Origin of the sequence: Psychrobacter sp. P11G3 (assembly GCF_001435845.1) — a bacterium.
Taxonomy (GTDB): domain Bacteria; phylum Pseudomonadota; class Gammaproteobacteria; order Pseudomonadales; family Moraxellaceae; genus Psychrobacter.
This window is the reverse complement of record NZ_CM003596.1, coordinates 1,741,638-1,759,185: the sequence shown is the minus strand read 5'-3', so window position 1 is coordinate 1,759,185 and position 17,548 is coordinate 1,741,638. Positions and strand designations below refer to the sequence as shown.

12 protein-coding genes are annotated in these 17,548 nt (G+C 42.8%); 9 read left to right on the top strand and 3 right to left on the bottom strand.

Annotated features, from left to right (window positions below; genetic code table 11):
- Positions 1-93: 93 nt before the first annotated feature.
- Together AK824_RS07135 and AK824_RS07130 are read left to right on the top strand one after the other, a co-directional pair.
- Complete coding sequence (locus AK824_RS07135; protein WP_057760219.1) at positions 94-585, top strand: hypothetical protein; 492 nt, start codon at positions 94-96, stop codon at positions 583-585.
- Between the two features lie 1,312 nt (positions 586-1,897).
- Positions 1,898-3,163, top strand: a complete 1,266-nt coding sequence (locus tag AK824_RS07130) for a tyrosine-type recombinase/integrase (protein ID WP_057760217.1) — start codon at positions 1,898-1,900, stop codon at positions 3,161-3,163.
- Positions 3,164-3,205: 42 nt separating this feature from the next.
- On the opposite strand, the gene AK824_RS07125 is transcribed toward AK824_RS07130, so the two are convergent.
- Positions 3,206-4,003: a helix-turn-helix domain-containing protein gene (locus AK824_RS07125; protein WP_057760215.1), complete on the bottom strand. Its 798-nt coding sequence runs from the start codon at positions 4,001-4,003 to the stop codon at positions 3,206-3,208.
- A 234-nt stretch (positions 4,004-4,237) separates the two neighbouring features.
- Here AK824_RS07125 and AK824_RS07120 point away from each other — a divergent pair, with 234 nt between their 5' ends.
- The 7 genes from AK824_RS07120 (at position 4,238) to AK824_RS07090 (ending at position 14,954) form a co-directional block, all read left to right on the top strand.
- Positions 4,238-5,227 carry a proline racemase family protein gene (locus tag AK824_RS07120; protein WP_057760213.1) on the top strand — a complete coding sequence of 330 codons (990 nt, stop codon included), beginning with the start codon at positions 4,238-4,240 and terminating at the stop codon, positions 5,225-5,227.
- A gap of 69 nt (positions 5,228-5,296) precedes the next feature.
- Positions 5,297-6,559 (top strand): NAD(P)/FAD-dependent oxidoreductase, encoded by a 1,263-nt coding sequence (locus tag AK824_RS07115; protein WP_057760211.1) that lies wholly within the window; start codon positions 5,297-5,299, stop codon positions 6,557-6,559.
- Between the two features lie 100 nt (positions 6,560-6,659).
- Positions 6,660-7,523, top strand: a complete 864-nt coding sequence (dapA, locus tag AK824_RS07110) for a 4-hydroxy-tetrahydrodipicolinate synthase (RefSeq protein WP_057760209.1) — start codon at positions 6,660-6,662, stop codon at positions 7,521-7,523.
- Between the two features lie 52 nt (positions 7,524-7,575).
- Positions 7,576-9,063, top strand: a complete 1,488-nt coding sequence (locus AK824_RS07105; RefSeq protein ID WP_057760207.1) for an aldehyde dehydrogenase — start codon at positions 7,576-7,578, stop codon at positions 9,061-9,063.
- Positions 9,064-9,130: 67 nt separating this feature from the next.
- The gene (locus AK824_RS07100) at positions 9,131-10,588 is read left to right on the top strand and encodes an alanine/glycine:cation symporter family protein (RefSeq protein WP_057760205.1); all 1,458 of its coding nucleotides are present in this window, start codon (positions 9,131-9,133) and stop codon (positions 10,586-10,588) included.
- A gap of 161 nt (positions 10,589-10,749) precedes the next feature.
- Positions 10,750-13,530 (top strand): phosphoenolpyruvate carboxylase, encoded by a 2,781-nt coding sequence (gene ppc, locus AK824_RS07095; RefSeq protein WP_057760203.1) that lies wholly within the window; start codon positions 10,750-10,752, stop codon positions 13,528-13,530.
- A 257-nt stretch (positions 13,531-13,787) separates the two neighbouring features.
- Positions 13,788-14,954 carry a TauD/TfdA family dioxygenase gene (locus tag AK824_RS07090; protein ID WP_082624598.1) on the top strand — a complete coding sequence of 389 codons (1,167 nt, stop codon included), beginning with the start codon at positions 13,788-13,790 and terminating at the stop codon, positions 14,952-14,954.
- Positions 14,955-15,075: 121 nt separating this feature from the next.
- Here AK824_RS07090 and AK824_RS07085 read toward each other — a convergent pair whose 3' ends face one another.
- Positions 15,076-16,215, bottom strand: a complete 1,140-nt coding sequence (locus tag AK824_RS07085; RefSeq protein WP_057760201.1) for an MFS transporter — start codon at positions 16,213-16,215, stop codon at positions 15,076-15,078.
- A gap of 54 nt (positions 16,216-16,269) precedes the next feature.
- Positions 16,270-17,460, bottom strand: coding sequence for an MFS transporter (locus tag AK824_RS07080; RefSeq protein WP_057760199.1), 1,191 nt, complete (start codon positions 17,458-17,460; stop codon positions 16,270-16,272).
- Between the last annotated feature and the right edge of the window lie 88 nt (positions 17,461-17,548).

The following is a 17,548-nucleotide window of genomic DNA, read 5'->3' as shown; positions in this document are numbered from 1 at the left end:
AAACCTGAATGATACGATAATACAGCAGAGTCCGAATATAGGTATGATGTAATAGTCGTAACACTTATAGGACAGAAGCTCGCTGAGAATAAGATGCCAACATATAAATCGCTGACATTACTATTGACCATAGGACTGATGACTGTCGGTAACGCCATAGCCGATGTATCAAAAGTAGATCAGAAGCAAAATGCCATGGCTGATATAAAGATTGCGACTATCACGAAAATGTACCAACAAGATATTGATGACCAAGGTATGAGTAATCCTACGGTGCTGCAGCAATACGCCGATGCTGATTTGCAAGCAGCCATGCAACTTGAGCAAGAATATTTTGATAAAACTCAGACGTCCTGCAATATAGATTACGATGTACTTTGGAACTCGCAAGATCCTGACTATACGCAAGACAAAAAGTTTTCAATAACTGATCAAGGATTGGTTCAGGTTAGCTTGGCGCAAGGTAGCGATATTTATTATGAGTTGTCATGTGATGACAATGATAAAAATTGCCAAGTTGCAGATGTGGTTTTAGATCGGGATGGCAAAACGTTGCGCCAGCATTTACTTGAAACTTGTCGTTAGTAAAAGTCTATAACTAATATTAAATCCGATCTAAGGCACAAGAATGACATGGTATAAATAGTTTTTCGCCTAACTGCTAAAACCATTGGTTTGTTTTCGCATAATGTATATTATGTTAAATGAAGTCTATTAGGTCGTAGGCTTAAGCCTTACTAACTATAGAATCATGACGATCATGCATTTCTAATACTGCTAGGTATAAACATCCTACCAAACTGTTCAGCTCTCGCCGACTAACTCTGTCCTGTTTAATTCATCAAGAAATCTTTTGGATCATAGCTCACATCTGTTAAGGTTTATTCTTCATAATTTTCATGGGTGCATTATTTCATCAGTCAATTTTAACTTTTGCTAAATGGTAAAACTTGAACTCACTATATAACTGGTTATCAATGCTCTATTCTTCGCTAAAATATTAACTGCTACGTCCAAATGCGTCATTAACTTTTTATTCAAGATGACCATGGCTTCTTGTCTGCGATAGTTTGTTTTATTATCTATGTCCGTTGGTTAAATTCTTAATATAGATATGCTGATAACTTATTTTTGATAACCATCGTTTGTATGGTTAGATACCCTCTAATATTGCCAAAATAGATTAAATTGCAAAAACTCAGCCAGACGTTATAACTCCTTCGCATATTTCTAATCTTATCTAGCCTTCAATCACTATGCCCAAGTCATTACATATAACCTTTCAAATTTAAATAGCAGACAAATTGTTAAATAATTAGAACTGACGCTGTTTTCTTTTGCGCAGTGATAAATTTTATCTACCCACAAACAGCAGTCCTCTGTTTATTGTTACCGAGCCATTTTTAAGATGAACAAGCTATCTATTGATATTTTTTAATATATTTAGCCTGTCGTTATATATTTTCTATATACCCCTCAAAATTGGCGCATTCCAAATTTGCACAGAACAGTACTATGACCCTGATTTTTATATTCTGTGCGAGTACAGGAGCACGTGTTTTGTGGGAAATATGCTCAACTCCTTACCGAATCAATCATGGACACCATAATTACATTTAATTATGTATCGAAGTAACTGGTAGAAATGCCGTGTAACCCTTTCAGCGCATGGCCTACTCACTATTTGGTTACTATGCTATAATTATCCCCAAGGTTAACTTGGGGATAATTAAGTGTTAAAACTATTACTCTATAAGGTTTTACTAAAAACACTAATGAATACCAGTGTCCATGACAGTGTCCAATACTTCTATGTTTTTCTACAGAATAGACTTTTTATAAGTCATCAATCATAAACCTATCATTAACCTTAATTATCATATTACGGATATACATTATGGCTATCGACACTGCAAACGATATCAATAAGCTCGAATGCCGAGACAAAGATTATTCTGTCAGTATCTCAGGTGTGGCTGGCCTAAGTCTGCGTATTTATCCAAATGGCAAAAAGGAATACTACTTACGTTATTCCCATCCGCATATCGAGGGCAAACGCCCTAGGATGATGTTGGGTAAGATTGAGGATGTCAGTCTACATGAGGTTAAATATAAAGCAGACACCATTCTTGATATGGTTGCCAAAGGCTCTGACCCTAAAGCTATCCAGCAAAAAGAGCAAACCAATAAATATACTCACCTAAAAAATGCACCATTTTCTGAGATTGCAAAAGCATGGCGAGAACACAAAACATCAGGGCGCAATCAAAGTAAATCTAAAAAACCGTCATACAGTGAGTCAACCCTCAAGTTCTGGGATTTATGTCTAGGATATATGTGCCAAGAAATTGGTGATTTAAGAATGGACGATATCACCAGCGAGATGATACTGAGTGTGTGTGAGTCGATTCAGAATAATGATAATCAAGCGACTTTCGTTGGTGCAAGCACTCGTCTGTATACTGAAAAAGTGTTTTCATTCGCTGTTGCTCGAGGGTTGTGCGATAGAAATGTGGCAATTGATACCCGTGGTGAGCTTGCACCTGCTAACTCAGGTAATCACTTGCCAGCCATCACCAAACCAGATCAATTTGCGACGCTTCTAAAAGATATGTCTGATTTTAGAGGTGCAAGTAAGATCACATTAGAGGCAATGAACTTATTACCTTACGTGTTTGTACGTAGTATCGATCTGCGCTCGATGCGTTGGGATGACATCGATTGGGACAATAATACATGGGCGTTCTCCCCGACCAAAGGCGAAGGTCGTGACGATATGGTCTCGCACTTAGTTGTCCCTTTAGCTACGCAAGTAATTTCGCGATTACGAAGCATTCAGTCAATTACTGGGCATAAGGAATATGTATTTGCGTCGATGCGCGGTTCAAGCAATGCCTATATTAGTAAAGCGACGTTGGTACAGATATTCCACCGGCTTGGATACAAAGATGTGCAGTGTGCGCATGGATTTCGAGCATCGGCTAAAACCTTACTCATGGAACAGCCTGAGCTACGCTATTCTGACATCGTCACAGAATTACAGCTAGGTCACAGGATAAAAGACACACATGGCGGGGCTTACAACAGACTCGATGAAATCGATACTAGGGTACAGATGATGCAAGATTGGGCAGATTATATAGATGAGCTTCGGAGTCGTTAGAGAGTTATTTTAGAGTCAAAAACCATATTTTTTTGCTTTTATTTATAGCTCTTTGAAATGTATTTTACGGAAGTTCACAGGAGACATGCCAGTAAACTGCTTAAACTGTCGACTAAAGGCACTATGATCACCGTATCCACAGTTTAAGGAGACTTGAGTTACTGTTAGCTTATAATTCGCTAATAGTCGAATGGCATGCTCTAAGCGCATTTTTTGTACAAACTGAATGGGTGACATATTGAGCACTGCTTTGAAGGTACGCTCCAATTGCGATTGACTAAGATTTGCCAATTTCGCCAATTGACCAATATTAATTTTTTGATCAAGATTGTCTCGTACGTATTGATCTACGCTTGCCAATCGAGCGTGTTTGCGTAATATCCGCTCGTTATCTTCATCAATATCTACTGATATACCTACCATTGCTACAATATGATTTTCTACATCATAGACGGGGATTTTTTGCGTGATACACCATCCCAGCTGTCCTGATGCATAACTATGAAGTTCTAGTTTATCAATAATCTCCCTGCCTTCCTTTAATACTCTCAGATCCTGATTGAGATAATCCTTGCCTTGAGACTTCAAAAACACTTGCTCTGTAGTCAGTCCTATTAGTGCTTTTTTGTTTTTGAGCCCGCTACGTTTAATGAGCGTTTTACTGACTAATCGATAGCATGCTTGGTCATCTTTAACAAAGAACACCACATTTTTCATAGTATCAAACAAAGGCATCAATAATGATATATTGCCAACAAACTCATCAAAATTGGCTGGTTGATAAGCCTGTAGGTGTTTTGACAGTTGTTTTGTAGGTGTTTCTAATACTAACGGCCGCATCGGTATATTCCCATATAGCATCTCAAGCTTGTCGTTGAGCTTTTCAGGTATTTTAGGGTGCTACACAATATTTATACTCCTAAATGTCTTTATGACCTGTGCAGAAATGCGCATTTATTCATATAAAAACATCAAGACTGCTTTTCTGAAAAACGTCATTCTATATTTACGCCTTGTTCATTTATGAATAACGCTAACAGTATATTAACTCACGGATGAATCAGGTAGGCAGTCATGTTTGATACGCTTTTCACTCTTAAAATTATTGATTCGCATACTGGCGGTGAACCTACTCGTATGGTGTATGAAGGATTTCCTGAGCTTAGTGGGCAATCTATTCAAGAAAAACTTCAAGACTTCAAACAGAATTTCGATCATTTACGTCAAAGTATTATCCTAGAACCCCGTGGTAATGACGTGCTTGTCGGAGCGCTTTTGTGCCCGCCTTCCGATCCTCGTGCCACGGCTGGCGTAATCTTCTTTAATAATCATGGCTATTTAGGTATGTGTGGCCATGGCACTATCGGCGTTATTGCATCTCTAGCTTATCAACAAAAAATAACCGCTGGTGATCACTATCTAGAAACAAGCGTAGGCCTAGTTAAAGCAACCTTGCATGATGATGGTAGTTGTAGCGTCCAGAATGTCCCCTCTTATCGCTACCAAAAACAGGTAGAAGTTCAAGTACCTGATATCGGTCCTATCTATGGAGATATCGCTTGGGGTGGTAATTGGTTTTTCTTAGTCAACGATCATAAGCAAGCTATTGACGCCAGTAATGTTAAGGCGCTTACTCAATTTAGCATACAGATTAAGGAAGCACTTCATAAGTCTGGAATTATGGGTGCTAACAATGGCGAAATTGATCATATAGAACTGTTTGGCAAGAGCGATCTCGCCGGCACTAACAGCAAAAACTTCGTATTATGCCCTGGATCTGCCTACGATCGCTCTCCTTGTGGTACTGGAACCAGTGCCAAATTGGCTTGCTTAGCCGCAGACAATGTACTCGCACCTGGTGAGACTTGGTATCAACAAAGCATCATTGGCAGTGTCTTTAGTGCCAGCTATCAGCCTATTGATGTACTTAGTAATCATAGCCCTCTTCATAACCACCCTATCAATACTATTATCCCCACGATCCGAGGGTACGCCTACGTATGTGCAGAAACCTCTCTCATCGTTCAAGACAGCGATCCGTTCAAATGGGGTATTTCTTTATAAATACCAGTTTGTATGGCTGCTAAGAAGTAACCAATCACTGCTCAGTAAGGTCAAAAAAGCGAGACTCTCATGGACACACAAGTGTTTGATATACATATCATCGGTGGTGGCATTATTGGGCTATGTGCTGCGGTTACCCTACAGTCTCGTGGGGTAAAAGTTGCAATTTTGGAAGCAGATAAAATCGCTCGCGGTGCAACTTATGGCAACGCAGGTCACATTGCCACTGAACAGGTTTTTCCTATTGCTGATGCCAGTATCTTACGACATATTCCTGCCATGCTACTCAACCCTGAAGGGCCTCTACGGATAGATTGGCGTTACCTTCCACGCTTAGCACCATGGGCGTTTCAGCTATTACTTAATATGCGTACCGAACCATTTTCACGCAGTCACCAAGCGCTTTTGGCATTAAATGCACACAGCCTTCAAGCTTGGCAAGATTTTGCCAAAGAGTGGCGATTACATTCTTGGGTACAAATACAAGGATCTGTATTAACCGCAGAGACGCCCAACAGTCTAAAGGTTCTGACTGAACACGGTCAACGTTTAAACAGTTTAGGGGTTTCTAACAACCTACTCTCACAATCAGCACTGACAGATCTTGAGCCTGCATTAAAAGATAATCAACTGGGTGCTTTGTTTTTTCCAAAGACAGGTCATATCACCAATATAGAAGCCATTACCCATAAATTAAGCACTATTTTTAGATCGCTTGGTGGTCAAATTTATGAAAATTGCCGTGTTCTGAGCGCGGAAGTAATAACTGATGGTATGCGTCTGACGACGACACAAAAGCAGCTTTATGCCAGCAAAATTATGCTCGCAGCAGGAGCTCATTCCAAAGCCTTAGCAAAACAGCTAACAGGCATCTCAGTACCAATGGATACAGAGCGTGGCTATCACCTGATGCTTCCTAATGAAAGTCAGCGTCTCAACATCCCTATTTCTAGCATGGATCGCCGCTTTATTATGACACCAATGGAAAAAGGACTGCGCTTGGCTGGCACTGTTGAGTATGCAGGACTTGAGGCGCCAGCAAACATGAACCGTGCGAATATGCTGTTGAAACAAGCTCAAGCAATGCTAAACACCCCACTAGATAGTGACAGCAATACGCAATGGATGGGGTTCAGGCCCTCTACAGCAGACTCGCTACCCATCATAGATAGACGTAATTCAGTCTTTTTAAACTTTGGTCATCAGCATCTAGGTCTGACCCAAGCTGTCGTAAGCGCACAGATGATCGCAGCTTTGTATTTTGGCGATACTGCCATGGTAGATCCTACTGCCTATCGTCTAAATCGCTTCAAACGTAAGTCTTTTAAATAATAATCGAACATTTCATCTCTATGACAACTCATAGAACCAACAACGTCGCTAACAGCTCATGGCTTACTAACGGCTTTTACTTCCAAATAAGGATATTTATATGAACATTCATGGCGTTTTAGTCCCTATCGTTACTCCTTTCGATGTTAATGGCGATATCGATACTCAAAAGTTAACCGAACTGGTCAATGTATTCATAGAAAAAGGCGTTACTGGAATCGTAGCTTGCGGTACAACGGGTGAATATTACACGTTCTCGCCTGCAGAGCGTGAACTGGTTTTGACCACTATCGCTGACGCTGCCAAAGGCAAAGTCACTCTGATTGCAGGTATCAACAGTTTATCGACCAATCATTCTATCGAACTTGCTCACCAAGCCAAAAACTTGGGCTACGACGGCTTAATGTTATCAGCCAATCCGTATAGCCTACCAGACCAAGACGGTATTATTGCGAATTTTGAAACCGTCGCTGATGCCACTGACCTACCTATCATTATGTACAATTTTCCAGCACGCGTCGGTGTAAGCATTGAGTTTGAAACCGTCGCGCATTTATCCAAACATCCCAATATTGTAGGTGTCAAAGAAAGCAGCGGCGATTTTAGCCATGCATTACGTATGCTACAGGCTGATTTTGAAAACTTTGAAGTGGTTTGTGGTTGTGACGACCAACCAGTAGATTTCTTCTTTTGGGGTGCTAAGAGCTGGATCGCTGGTGCGGCTAACGTATTTCCAGCAGAACAAGTCGCATTGTTTGCAGCCACACAAAAAGGCGATTGGAACCGTGCTAAAGAGCTGATGACAGCCATGTATCCTGCTATCCACTCTATGGAGTCTGGAAACTATAACCAAAAAGCCAAAGCAGGCTGCATTAACGGGAGCATCAATGTTGGGTCAGTACGACTACCTTTGACTGATATGTCAAAAGAAGAGACTCAGTCATTTTTAGCACTTCTGTCTTGATACATCGCACCATTCTTATCGTTCCTACCATTATATAGAAAAGGACAATCTAATGAGTATGACCACAGCGCAAGTCTTTGAACTCGCCAGCAACCAACAGCTTTGGGCAGGCCATTTAATAGATACTACAGTACCAGTATCCGAGACAACACTCCCTAACTACAGCCCTATTGATAATACCTGTATAGGTAGCATTGCTAATGGGAGTCAGCAAGATGTTAATACGGCGGTAACGGCAGCCCGAGACGCTTTTGAACATGGTGAGTGGAGACGGATGTCTCCTGCAGAGCGCAAAGCTATTATGCAGCGTTGGTGTCAGTTAATGCATGATCATATGGATGAGTTAGCTGCCTTAGATTGCGTCGATGCAGGCAAGCCTATTACTGAATGCCTCAACACTGACCTGCCCGCTACGATTGAAACTTTTGAATGGTACGCCGAAACAGCTGATAAAGTTTTTGGCAAGGTTGCTCCTACTGGCGCAGATGCACTAGGCCTTGTGGTACAAGAGCCTATTGGTGTAGTGGGTGCAGTACTACCATGGAATTTCCCAGCGCAAATGTATGCATGGAAAGTTGCACCCGCATTAATAACTGGCAACTCAGTCATTGTTAAACCTGCTGAATTGACCTCGCTCTCAGCATATCGATTAACACAATTGGCGTACGAGGCTGGCGTGCCAAAAGCGGCGTTGCAGTTAGTCTGTGGGCTTGGTGAAGAAGTAGGTGCGGCACTCGGTCAGCATATGGATGTTGATATGGTTTCTTTTACAGGATCAACCGAAGTCGGTCGACTGTTTCTACAGTACTCTGCACAAAGCAACCTTAAGGAAGTCGTCTTAGAGTGTGGTGGCAAAAGCCCTCAAATCGTCTTTGCGGATGCCATTATCAATGAACAAACCATCGAGCATATTTTATCCGCTGCCTTTTGGAATATGAGCGAAAACTGTAGCTGTGGTTCACGTCTACTTATCCATTCTAGCCAAAAAGAAGCGTTGTTAACGCTATTAAAAAAAGGTCTTCAGTCTTGGAGGGTTGGTCATCCTTACGACCCCGAGGTCGCTATTGGCCCAATGATCGAAAAAGCGCATTTTGAGAAAGTAATATCACACCTTAATACTGCCAAAACGGAGGGTGCTCGTTTGATCGCAGGTGGACGTATCCACGATGAACTCGGTAGTGGCTGGTATATCGAGCCTACCGTCTTTGATAATGTCAGCCCGGATATGACGCTGTTTAAAGAAGAAGTTTTTGGTCCACTTTTAGCTGTCACAAGTTTTGAAACCGAAGAGGAAGCTATTCAGCTCGCCAATCAGAGTGATTATGGGCTTGCCGCTTCCTTTTATACACAAAATATCCATCGCGCATTTCGCGTGGCATCCGCTATTAAAGCTGGTACCGTCTCGATTAATGGTTTCTCTGAGGGCGATATTACGACACCTTTTGGTGGTTATAAACAATCTGGCTTCGGCGGTCGTGACAATGGCTTAGAGGCGTTGTCCCAGTATACCCAAACCAAAACTATCTGGTTGGTGAACTAACAACTGACATTGTCCGCTATCCACGCCCAAGTCAGCATAACCAAAAACATTACAAGGAAGTAAAGTTATGGAAAATATCATCAATACTATCGTCGGGTATATTTGGAGTGACGCCCTAGTCTATCTTGCGTTAGGTGTCGGCATATATTTTACGATTATGACTCGTGCCGTACAAATCCGTTATTTCAAAGAAATGATTAGGCTGTTGTTCGACAAACAAAGCTCATCAGCTGGGATTAGCTCCTTCCAAGCTTTCTGTATGGCATTATCAGGACGTATTGGTGTGGGTAATATCGCTGGGGTTGCAACAGCCATTGCAGCAGGTGGCCCTGGGGCGGTATTTTGGATGATTGTCATGGGTGTGTTAGGTGGTGCTAGCGCTTTTATTGAGTCTACCTTAGCGCAGGTATACAAACATAAGGTCGGTGATCAATATCGTGGCGGCTCCCCGTTCTATATTGAAAGAGGATTAAAGCTAAAACCTTTTGCTATCATCGTCGCTATCGTGACCTGTCTATCGTACGGCGTGTTAGTGCCTGGCGTTCAGGCCAATACTATTGCGGACTCTTTTAATACAGCATTTAATATACCGCCTGTTATAACAGGGATTATCCTAGTCGTACTCTTAGGTATCATTATATTTGGCGGTGTAAAGCGTATTGCTAATTTTGCAGGAAAAGTCGTACCTGTCATGGCAATTGGTTATATCCTCATGATGGTGATTGTATTGGCATTTAACGCTCAAAATATCCCTGCAATGTTTGCACTTATCTTTAAGAGCGCTTTTGGTATGGATGCAGTGTTTGGTGGTATGGTTGGGACCGCAATCTCTTGGGGCGTACGCCGTGCTGTTTTCTCAAACGTTGCGGGTGCTGGCGAGGCGACCTTTAGCTCAGCGGCAGCCGAAGTATCACATCCTGCTAAACAAGGCTTAGTGCAAAGCTTCTCTATCTACATCGATACGGTGCTTGTCTGTACTGCAACAGCGTTGATGATTCTATCAACTGGTATGTATAACGTGGTGACCCCCGAAGGTGTAACCCTAGTTGATAATATGCCTGGTGTTGAAGCTGGTACAGCATTTACCCAAGCGGCTGTCTCCACTGTCTTTAACCAGTATGGAAGTGGTTTTGTTGCGATTGCTATCTTTTTATTCGCCTTCACCTGCTTGGTTGCTTATTACTATATTGCCGAAACTACGTTGGTCTATTTGGACAATAAACTGCGCTACCCCATTCTCAAGCATGTACTCAAACTGGTCTTTTTAATCGTTTGTTTCACGGGTAGTGTCCAGTCGATCGGTATGATGTGGGCATTAGGTGATATAGGCTTTGGTAGTATGTGCTACTTGAATTTCATTGCCATTTTACTGCTAAGTAAAGTTGCTCTAAAAGTTCTAAAAGACTACGACGAGCAGATGAAATTAGGTATAAGCCCTGTCTTTGACCCTAGAAAGGCTGGAGTGGATAATGCGGACTTTTGGATAGAATATAGCAATGAGCATGGTCACAAAAAATCGCTCTAATAGTAGTGCGTCAGGGGTCTGCTAGTATCTGCTAGCAAAAAAAGTTGCTATCAACGTCAAGCAGGCCTCACCTATTTATGTTAAATTGCAAAAAACCATAAGGATATTACGTATAAGATAACCATAGTATTGTATCCATTCATTTGATAGGAAGGTTGAAGATGACACTAGATAACAACGTACTACGTAAACGCACCAGTTTGTTGGGTTCATTATTAGGTGATGCTATTTCTCGCCAATCTGGTGAGCAGACGCTAGATACGATTGAGACGCTGCGCAAAGGCTTTATTCAACAGCGTCGTGAGCCGAATGAGGCACATAAACAGCAGCTTATCGATTTTATTGCTTCTTTAGACAATCAAACCTTAAAAAACGTCATACGCGGCTTTTCTATCTATTTTTTCCTAGCCAATCTAAGCGAAGAGAATTATTTGCGTGAGCAGCGTCATGCACAGCGTATGCAATCTGAGCAAAGCTGGGAAGGATCATTTCGTCGTACGTTGCTTGAGTGTCGCGAACGCAATATTGAACCTGCTCAAATGCAAGAGCTGATTGATCAGCTGAAGTTTACACCTGTATTTACGGCGCATCCTACCGAAGCGCGTCGCCGTACAACGATGAATATCTTACAAAGTCTATTTACGCATAGCGACGCCCTAAACAACGTGTCTGAAAACAGCTTCGCCTACGAGCAAGCCAAAGAACAAACTGCGCAAACGATTGATCTATTATGGTCGTCTGACGAAGTACGTACCCGTAAGCCATTGGTATATGACGAGATTAATAATGGTCTACATTACTTCAACGCCAGCTTGTTCAATGCCATTCCTAAAGTATATCGTAATATCAAAAAAGCCATTATCGATATTTATCCAGAACTAATAGACTATCCATTGCCTGCATTTATGAGCTTTGGGTCGTGGATTGGCGGCGATAGAGATGGCAATCCTTTCGTGACTTTTGAGACCACAGAACTTGCCGTACTGATGCATGCTGATACCGTGCTGCGTCACTATCAAGTGCTACTCAAAAAACTGCGCCGGCAGCTGATTCATAGTGACACTATTGTCACCGTTTCACCTGACGTATATGCCAAAATTAAAAGTTATGATGAGCTCGATCAGCGTGTGTTTGACTACAACCTCGATGACTATAGCAATGAACCATATCGTCGCCTGCTCTCTATCATCCTGACTAAAGTCAAAGCCACTAATCGCCGCATCCAAAGCAAAGGTACGGACAGTGAAGCCGAAAAAGATGCCTATGCCAATCCAGAAGAGTTACTAGAAGACCTGCGCGTTATCCGTCAAAGTGTCAGTACACACGATACAGCACATAGCGATGGCCTATTGCTAGATATCATTCGTTTGGTCAAGACTTGCGGCTTCCATTTGGCAGCGCTCGATATTCGTCAAGAGTCGTCCTACCATGGCGAAGTGATTGCCGATATCTTTGCCAGTGCCTCTAACCTGCCCGATTACCAGACACTAAGTGAAACTGAGCGACAAGAGTGGTTGACGCGCTTGCTAAAAAATCCAGGTACGCCGCTTATCTATACTGATAACCTGACAGACAAAACGCGTGAGCAATTGTCATTGATGAATTCGGTCGCTACTCTACGCAAACTGGTGGGACAGGCTACTTTTGGCAGCTATGTGATCTCGATGACCAATAATGCTAGCCAGCTACTAGAAGTATTGCTGCTCATGCGGTTTGCAGGCTTATGCAGAATTGATGACGAAGGCCAGTTGTCTGCTGATTTGCCAGTTGCACCGTTGTTTGAGACCATCGAAGATCTCAAAAATATCGATAAAATCTTGCCTGCCGTGTTAGACAATCCACTGTATCGTGGACTGCTACAAAACACGGACAACACGCAAGAGATTATGCTAGGTTATTCAGACTCATCAAAAGACGGCGGCATTATCACCTCTGCATGGCAGCTTTATAGTGCACAGCAAACCATTAATAACATTGCTGAGCAATATGGTATAAAAACACGCTTGTTCCATGGTCGTGGCGGTTCTGTGAGCCGTGGTGGCGGATCAACGCACAAAGCCATTGCGGCACAGCCAGCAGGCACGCTGCATGGGCAGATTAAGGTAACTGAGCAAGGCGAAGTGCTTTATGCCAAGTATGCCAATACAGATACCGCTGTGTTTGAGCTAACCATGGCTATTACAGGTACACTCAAAGCCTGCTCGACAAGGTTTGTGGTACAACCGACTGAGTTGCCAGAGTATGAAGCGCTGTTTGCACGCTTAGCGGACGCGGGTGAACAACGTTATCGAGAGTTGACCGATCATACCGAAGGGTTTTATAAGTTCTACTCCGAGGTCACCCCAGTACAAGAAATCTCTCTATTAAATATTGGCTCACGTCCAGCCCATCGCAAAAAAGGCCTACCAAGTAAGACCACCTTACGAGCGATTCCCTGGGTGTTTGGCTGGTCATTGGCACGCTTTACCCTACCTGCTTGGTATGGCGTCGGTAGTGCGCTAGATAGCGTCAAAGAAGACGAAGCATTGATGAAAGAGATGAATCAGCATTGGCCTTTCTTTAGCGTATTTATCAGTAATATCGAGATGGCCTTTACCAAAGCCAATATGAATATCGCTGAGGCTTATAGCCAACTATGTGATGATGAGCCGTTACGTGAAAAAATCATGACAGCGGTCACCGATGAACACACGCTGACCAATTCAGGATTAAACTCTCTGCTTGAACAAGACTCTTTATTATCCAATCAGCAGAATCTTGCTTCATCCCTGCAGTGGCGAGACGCTTATCTAGATCCTATTAATTATATCCAGATTGAGCTTTTAAAGCGTGCTAGACAACAGGACACCCCGAACGATTCAGCACATGGCGACATTAATGTAGAAGATCCATTAATCCGTAGTATCAATGCGCTAGCTGCAGGGTTACGAAATACTGGTTAAGGTAGCTTTTCGATAAGTAGCTTTCGGATAAATAAAAACCTTATACCAATTGTCGCAAATATTAAGGCTTCGTTCGCGAAGCCTTAATATTATTCAAAACCCTTCAAAAAATATCTCGCCAGATATCAATCGCAGTTTAGTACTGCGTTGATTGATATTGCCTATTAGGTGATTCGTAATTCATTGTTTGAATAACTGATCCGAACAAGATACCGTAAAATATATTTTTACTTCATGTATATGTAGGGTCTGCTCCAATGGAAACGCCTCAATCAACACCATCTCTAGACATCGCCGTAGCAACTGACTATCAAATAGAATCCGTTGCGCTCATTGACCGCGCTATTCAAATACGCTGGAATGATGGTATCGACAGTACGTATCACTATATCTGGCTGCGTGATAACTGCCCATCGGCTTTTCATCCGCACACTGGCGAGCGTAGCTTTGATTTACTGAGTATCTCAAAAGATATCCATCCACTATCCGTCTCTTTTGATGAGACAACGCTAACGATTGAATGGTCAGAACAAGCGCATATCAGTCACTTTGAACAAAGCTGGTTACGTGAGTTTGGGTATTCTAGTGCATTGGCCAAGGACTATAGCAGTCCTTATAAAAGTTGGGATGGCACGTTTATTGACCACATTCCGATGTATGACCAACACAGCATCATGACCAGTGACAGTGCTTTATATGAGTGGATGATTGCGCTGGATACATATGGGCTTACCATTATTGATAATATGCCAGACGACTCTGGCGCTGGTGTACAGATCGCCATGCGAGTTGATTACCTGCGGCAGACTAACTTCGGCATGACCTTCGATGTCATATCAGAGAAGTCGCCGATCAATTTGGCTTATACCTCTCTCTCATTACCGTTGCATACCGACTTGCCAAATCAGGAGTTGCCTCCAGGCTATCAATTTTTGCATTTTTTGAGTAATGAAAGTGTAGGTGGCGAATCTACTTTCGTAGACGGATTAAAGGTGTTAGAAGGGTTACGAGAAGAGCAGCCGGAGTATTTTCGCTTGCTTGCCGAATATGCCATCCCCTTTCGTTTTCATGACACTGCCCATGATATCCGTGAGCACCACCCCGTCATCAATCTAGACAACTTTGGCAATATCGTCGAAATCAAATACAACGCGCATCTTGCAGATGTTTTTGATTTACCAAGTGACGTTATGTACGACTACTACCTTGCTTATCGAGAGCTGATGGCTCGATTAAAAGACAGTCGCTATAAGATTGAGTTAAAACTAGCAGCGGGTCAAATGGTGGTTTTTGATAACCGCCGCGTCCTGCACGGGCGTAACGCATTTGATGAAAACATCGGTGAGCGTCGTCTCAAAGGCTGTTATGTTGACCGCTCAGAATTTAAAAGCCGTTTACGAACGCTTAAAAAGCAACTGGCTTAATTAAAACGAAAACCGTCTGATGCTGTTGGCAATACAGCATCAGACGGTTTGACGAGGGTTGGCCAAGGATTATTAGCCCTTCCCTTTTTCTGCTTTATCTCTATCGCACTATAGCAATCTATCAAGCAGTTTTACGACCTTTCACAAACAAAACCATGCTAATAACGACGCTGAATACAGTGCATAGGATAAACACGTTGTGCGCGCCGCCCGGCATGTACTCCACAAATGATGTGAAGAACTGACCCGAAAACACCGCCATCGTAAAGTAAGATAAGTTGCGGCCTCGTACGTTAGCAGCACTTAGCTCGACGGTCATATGGTTCAACAGCGGAATACTAAAACCAAATCCAATGCCGATCAACAGCGCGCCTAATATTAATAGCAAGGTACTGGCTTGTGTAAAGCAAATATACGACAACGCAAATGCTAAAAATGCCAGTGCCAATACTTTGGGTTCATTCAACCATTTGATTATTTTGGGCATAAAGCCTGCGGTAACGACCGCCACCAAAGAAATAAAGGCCAGTAGTTGACCGATTTGTGATTCGTTATAGCTCAACTCATGCATTGTGATGGGCAATAACACGGTTGAGGTGAAAAATATGGTCATCGCTAAAGTTGAAATAAGATACACATTTTTTAGAGATAAACCACTAATAATAGCTTTACTATCGTCCTCGGCAATCTGCTCGTTGTTTACAGCAGTTGCATGATGCTGTGGTACAAACAGTAGCAGCATGGCTAAGAATACCCACGCAATCAAATAAATCGATAGCGGTAAGGCCCAAAACTGTGAAGCCAGCAAACCACCTAAAAATAAGAAGATGACCCCGCCCAGCTCAATGGACATCCCTTGCTTGGCAATCATCTTTAAGCGAGCCTCCCCCTGATACCATGTAGAGATTAGTACCGTACAGCTCGCCATGACGACTGCCGTTATACCGCCCAATAAAAACCGATTGCTAAACACCTGCGCTGGCCCATGTAAAAGATAAGCACTGGCACCTGCAAGTCCGTATAAAAACAACCCAATCATCAAGAGTTTATACGCGCCATATTTATCGATTAACTTGCCAGCTAGTGGCGCAAATACCACCGCACCTAATGAGGGTAAGGTAATTAATAGCACGCTGTTGTCGGTAATGCCCAAGCCTGCCGAAATGCTGACCAAGCCGGGTGCCAGTAACGTACCGACCATAATGGTCAAACTGGCAATACACAGTAAGGTTAAACTACCTGCCGTTTTTAATTGGTTCATATGTGTCCCTAGTCGTTTCGATATCTATTACGGATATAACTGTATTGATATCACTTATTTTTTGGCGAATGCATTGAATATTGCGCTGATGACGATAAAGGCGATACTGACCACCACCACTCCTGGCCATTGGTATAGGGCAAAAGCTTTGACACCCGCCATAGATCCCAGTGCCCCGCCTGTGTAGTAACCCAACATATAAATACCGTTGATGCGACTTTGGGCGGCGGAATCGATACTAAAGACGCGAACCTGATTGGCCACTTGCGCGCTGAATACAGCAAAGTCGATTAAAATAATACCGACGATCAGCGACACCAAATTACCTGCGAACAATCCTGTAATAGCAAAGCCTGTGGCAGCCAGTGCCAATGCCATCATCACTAAGGTTTTAGAACCCAGCTTATTGACCCATTTACCAGAGGATTTAGCCCCTATTACTCCTGCCAGCGCAATCACACCAAACAATCCTGCTTGCTGTGCATTGTAATTAAAAGGCGCATCGCTGACATAAATCGCGAGCGTCGCCCATAGTACGTTGAATGAGGCAAACCAAAATGCACCTGCAAGGGTGAATTTTTGCAAGGATTTGTGTTTTATAAACAGTGCTAAGCTACTTTTGACAAGCGGAAAGTAATTTAGTGTGGTTTGCGGAGTGTTGGTTGGCAAAAATACCCGCAGTAATACTCCAAAGACAGCGGCAAGTGCTGCAGACATCACAAACACGCTGCGCCAACCGAACTGCTCCCCTACAAACCCACTTAAGGTTCTAGATAGCAGAATACCAATGGTCAATCCCATCATCAGAGTACCAAGGGTTGCACCTTTATTTTTAGGAGACACCATGGATGCAGCAAACGGAATGAGCTGCTGGGTAATATTGGCGCTGACACCAATCAAAAACACCGATAGCAGCAGTACGGGTAAACTGGGTGATATCGCTGCAAAAACACAAGCCGCTACTAATAAGCACGACAGAATACCAATCAAGCGTCTACGCGCAATAGAGTCGCCCAATGGTGAGATAAACAACAAGGCAAAGGCATAACCAAACTGCGTCAATGCCGGAATACTGCCCAGTTGTGAGTCGGTCAAATGAAACTCATGACCAATGAGCGGTAAAATCGGCTGATTGTAATAAAGGTTGGCGGCGGTTGCGGCAATCGCTGCGGTCATTAACAGTAGAATAAATCGGCTTAATGAATGGCTTGACGATTGGTTTAGTACTGGTACTGGCTTATCCATTGTTATCTCGGCTCAATAAATCATGCTGCAAGTATAGAGCCTATCAAGCCATAACAAAAATGATAGTATATGATTAAATCCATACAAA

Bases quoted from the DNA above. Each gene is read 5' to 3' on its own strand.
- AK824_RS07135 (WP_057760219.1), top strand. From the start codon at position 94: ATGCCAACATATAAATCGCTGACATTACTATTGACCATAGGACTGATG.
- AK824_RS07130 (WP_057760217.1), top strand. From the start codon at position 1,898: ATGGCTATCGACACTGCAAACGATATCAATAAGCTCGAATGCCGAGAC.
- AK824_RS07125 (WP_057760215.1), bottom strand. From the start codon at position 4,003: ATGCGGCCGTTAGTATTAGAAACACCTACAAAACAACTGTCAAAACAC.
- AK824_RS07120 (WP_057760213.1), top strand. From the start codon at position 4,238: ATGTTTGATACGCTTTTCACTCTTAAAATTATTGATTCGCATACTGGC.
- AK824_RS07115 (WP_057760211.1), top strand. From the start codon at position 5,297: ATGGACACACAAGTGTTTGATATACATATCATCGGTGGTGGCATTATT.
- dapA (WP_057760209.1), top strand. From the start codon at position 6,660: ATGAACATTCATGGCGTTTTAGTCCCTATCGTTACTCCTTTCGATGTT.
- AK824_RS07105 (WP_057760207.1), top strand. From the start codon at position 7,576: ATGAGTATGACCACAGCGCAAGTCTTTGAACTCGCCAGCAACCAACAG.
- AK824_RS07100 (WP_057760205.1), top strand. From the start codon at position 9,131: ATGGAAAATATCATCAATACTATCGTCGGGTATATTTGGAGTGACGCC.
- ppc (WP_057760203.1), top strand. From the start codon at position 10,750: ATGACACTAGATAACAACGTACTACGTAAACGCACCAGTTTGTTGGGT.
- AK824_RS07090 (WP_082624598.1), top strand. From the start codon at position 13,788: ATGGAAACGCCTCAATCAACACCATCTCTAGACATCGCCGTAGCAACT.
- AK824_RS07085 (WP_057760201.1), bottom strand. From the start codon at position 16,215: ATGAACCAATTAAAAACGGCAGGTAGTTTAACCTTACTGTGTATTGCC.
- AK824_RS07080 (WP_057760199.1), bottom strand. From the start codon at position 17,460: ATGGATAAGCCAGTACCAGTACTAAACCAATCGTCAAGCCATTCATTA.